Here is a 3,256-nt window from a genome sequence, read left to right as displayed (position 1 = left end):
GGGTGTACGACAAAAGTGTAAGTTAGCGAACTAGTGTTTAAATTGCTGAGAAAAAGATATGGAATCAGCAGATAAGAAAGAAGAAGTCATGGCTATGTTTTCTAAACAGTATGATGCCTGGGCTGCTAGTCAGGAAGGTCAGACGAGTGCTTATGAGTACGAGCGTTCGTTTGACGAATTTATGCAGCAAATGGGAAGGGAACTGCTCCAGCAGTCGGTAGGCCAAGAGAGCGATAAGCGAAAAAAAAAGTCTACCGCGATTTCTATGGTTTATGCAAGCGCGGGTGTATAGTTTTTTTCATATTTTCGGTTGTCTCGGATGCAAGCAAATACGCGGTGGATGATTTTGTTGCGCACCGAATTTAAGACCAGCATCTTATTCTTACCCTGCTCTACCTTTCGGTGGTAATAATTAGCCATCTCACCCTTGCCGGAGACGACCGATAGAGCTGCCATATGCAATAGTTTCTTCATCTGTTTGTTAGCCAGATGGCTTACTCGAGTACCGCCCCGAATACTAGTTCCGGAACTGTGCTCGAAGGGCGCTATCCCAGAGTAACAGGCGAATTTTCTAGGACAGCTAAAGAGCCTGAACTCATTGGTTGCAATCACCATCTCACAGAAAACCACTTCACCTACTCCGTCCACTGAGGTAACTATCTCAAAGAGATGCTTAAGTGAATCGTCTTCCTTGATGAGAACCTTGATCTTTTTCTCTACGTCTGCGATTTGTTTTTCCAGTGCCTCAATGGGCTTTCTATTGAGCTTTTCCATTTCCTTTTGAAGCTTCTTGTCCTGAAAGTCAGCCACTTCGTCCAAAGGGACTCTAAGGGTGTTTTTAGCATTGAGTAATCTTTTACGCAAGGAAACTAATTGACGTAACTTACTGATTTTCTGCCGCTCAGGTTGCCAGAGAGTTGCTTGATCAGAATAGCGGAAAGCATACTCGCTAATCCTAATTGCATCAATTTTGTCGCTTTTACCACGTTGAAGCCCTAGTGATCGTTTAATCCTTAGGGAAGATTCTAGCCAAAGGGAAAAGTCATTTTCGGTAGCTAAAGCCAAAATATTTTGGCTGTACACACCCGTGTGCTCGCAACAGATCAGACACTGCCGAAGATTGATGTTCTCCGCTAAACACTCTTGTTTGAACTGATTGAGACCAGCCATTGAGTTGTCCATCTTGATGTGAAAAAGAAGCCCATTTCGGTCTCTGACGGCAAAGTCCAGCGTCTTTTTGCTGATGTCGATACCAACGAAAAACGAATAATTCATACCTTGGAGTTTAGTGGTTAGTTAATAATCAAGACACTTGCAAAACCTTATAATAGGTCTAGGGCACTTAGCCTTCACCTGAATTTCTATTTGAAGCTTGTCTTGATAAAACCAGCCTAAGTCTGAATCGCGGGATAAGTCTTAACTTGGCGGCGTCCGTAGTTCACTTAGGCTGGTGGTCAAGCCGTGAATATATGGACAACTCTATCAAGTTGCCCACATATTCACAGCTCAATAGCAACAATTGCTTTCTTAGAATTTTACTACACTGCAAACCTAAAGGCGGCGGCCGCAGAGTAGGTATGGGAAGATCAGTGTACCCAAACGGCATGTTCTCTGCACTACCCCGGCGGGCTTCCGTATGACTGCTTATTGGCAAGCACAGTGTGTATATATGGGACAACAACAGGTTTTTGAACAAGCCAGTGAAGTGATAGAAAAGCTTATGGGTACCCAGGTAACGGCCAAACAGTTAGAGCGCTTGTGTCATTGCTACGGACAATTAGCTGGGGAATGGCAAGCGCAGCAAGCCGATGCGTTGTGCAGGGTGGATGAGCGGTTACACTATGCAATGGTAGATGGTGGTATGGTACTAACCCGGGAAGACGATTGGAAGGAGATGAAACTAGCCCGCTTGTTCGCCGACCAAGATCATTTCGCTCAAAGTACTACCCGTAGTATGATCCACCATTCGGACTACGTAGCTCATCTGGGTGGCTATCGTGCTTTTTTTAATAAGCTACTACCGCTTACGGATAGTTTGTCTGATTTAGTATGGATTGCTGATGGGGCGCGTTGGATATGGGATCAGGTAGCAACGCATTATCCCGACAGTGTTCAAATCCTAGATTACTATCATTGCAAAGAAAAACTCTGTGAGTTTGCTAAGGAAACTATCAAAGATCCGATTGAGCGTTCAGCATGGATAGAAGAGCAAGAAGACTTGTTCTTTGCGGATCAAGCCCCGGTGGTAGTGGCTAACGTTAGTATGATGACTTGCCAAGGAAAAGCCCGACAACTACAGCGTAGTTTGCTTACCTACTACGAGAACAATTTGTCTAGAATGCGCTATAAAACGTATCGGGATCAACACTTATTAATCGGTTCCGGGCCGATGGAAGCGGCCCATCGTCATGTCATACAGCACCGCATGAAGCTTTCTGGGCAACGGTGGACTATTCAGGGAGCCCAACAGATGGCAACTCTGAGGTGTCTGAACAAAAGCGGGCGGTGGAAGCTCGTCAAAGACCTGATCTGCCATCCCAATTAACCCATTGCAAAATTGTCGTACACCCCTTACCAATTGCTAAGTACCATGTCTCCTCTTTAGAACAGTATCAAAACCATTACGGGTGAACTTGTTTTACCCATTCCGGTGAGAAAGAAACGTACTTAATAGTTTTAGCTGCTTGCTCCTGATCGTGCCGATGGTAGCTATAAACCACGTGTATCTGGCCATCTGCTCCTTGTATAATTGCAGGGTAGTGGCTATGTGTTGCTTGTTCGCCACGCTCATCTTGCTCCAGGTGCCGCGTCCACTGCCAGCTTTCACCTTCATCATCGCTGAGTGATACGGCTAAACTATGGCGACCGTCTTCATTATCATTATAAACGATGAGCCATTCGATTGTAGTTAATGTTACTATATCGAGACCAGCTCCAGGATTGGGCAAATTACTATCTTTCGCAATTGTCCAAGTTGTCCCCCGGTCAGTAGAAATAGTTCGTTGCATTCGTTGAGGAGGCGGACCATTGTCTCGTAGGTAAGCTACCAATGTGCCATCTTGCTGTTGAGCAATAGTTGGCTGAATACCAATGCCACCAACGACCGGATTACTAAATTGCCAATGCTTACCATAATCATCGGTAAAAGCGAATAATGAAGACTCTAGCCCATCGGAGTAGAGCGGTACGATCAACCGGTTTTCCAGAATAAATGGTTTGTTTTTGGTTTGCCAGCCAATTCGTCGGGAGATAGGAT

The 3,256-nt window shown here is 45.1% G+C and carries 4 protein-coding genes; 2 read left to right on the top strand and 2 right to left on the bottom strand.

Annotated features, from left to right (window positions below):
- The first annotated feature begins 58 nt into the window (after positions 1 to 58).
- A complete protein-coding gene (locus WBA23_RS04815; RefSeq protein WP_424581116.1) occupies positions 59 to 292 on the top strand; it encodes a hypothetical protein in 234 nt (77 codons plus the stop codon).
- Here WBA23_RS04815 and WBA23_RS04810 read toward each other — a convergent pair.
- Positions 271 to 1,275, bottom strand: coding sequence for an IS110 family transposase (locus WBA23_RS04810; RefSeq protein WP_424581115.1), 1,005 nt, complete (start codon positions 1,273 to 1,275; stop codon positions 271 to 273). The genes WBA23_RS04815 and WBA23_RS04810 overlap by 22 nt on opposite strands.
- A 361-nt stretch (positions 1,276 to 1,636) precedes the next feature.
- On the opposite strand from WBA23_RS04810, the gene WBA23_RS04805 reads away from it, so the two are divergent.
- Positions 1,637 to 2,545, top strand: a complete 909-nt coding sequence (locus tag WBA23_RS04805) for a hypothetical protein (protein ID WP_424581114.1) — start codon at positions 1,637 to 1,639, stop codon at positions 2,543 to 2,545.
- A gap of 76 nt (positions 2,546 to 2,621) precedes the next feature.
- Here WBA23_RS04805 and WBA23_RS04800 read toward each other — a convergent pair.
- Positions 2,622 to 3,256, bottom strand: a 635-nt coding sequence (locus tag WBA23_RS04800) for an exo-alpha-sialidase (protein ID WP_424581113.1), incomplete at its 5' end; no start/stop codon positions are given.

The sequence above is a fragment of the Tunicatimonas sp. genome, from assembly GCF_049647865.1.
Lineage (GTDB): Bacteria > Bacteroidota > Bacteroidia > Cytophagales > Cyclobacteriaceae > Tunicatimonas.
This window is presented reverse-complemented; position numbering and strand designations above follow the sequence as displayed.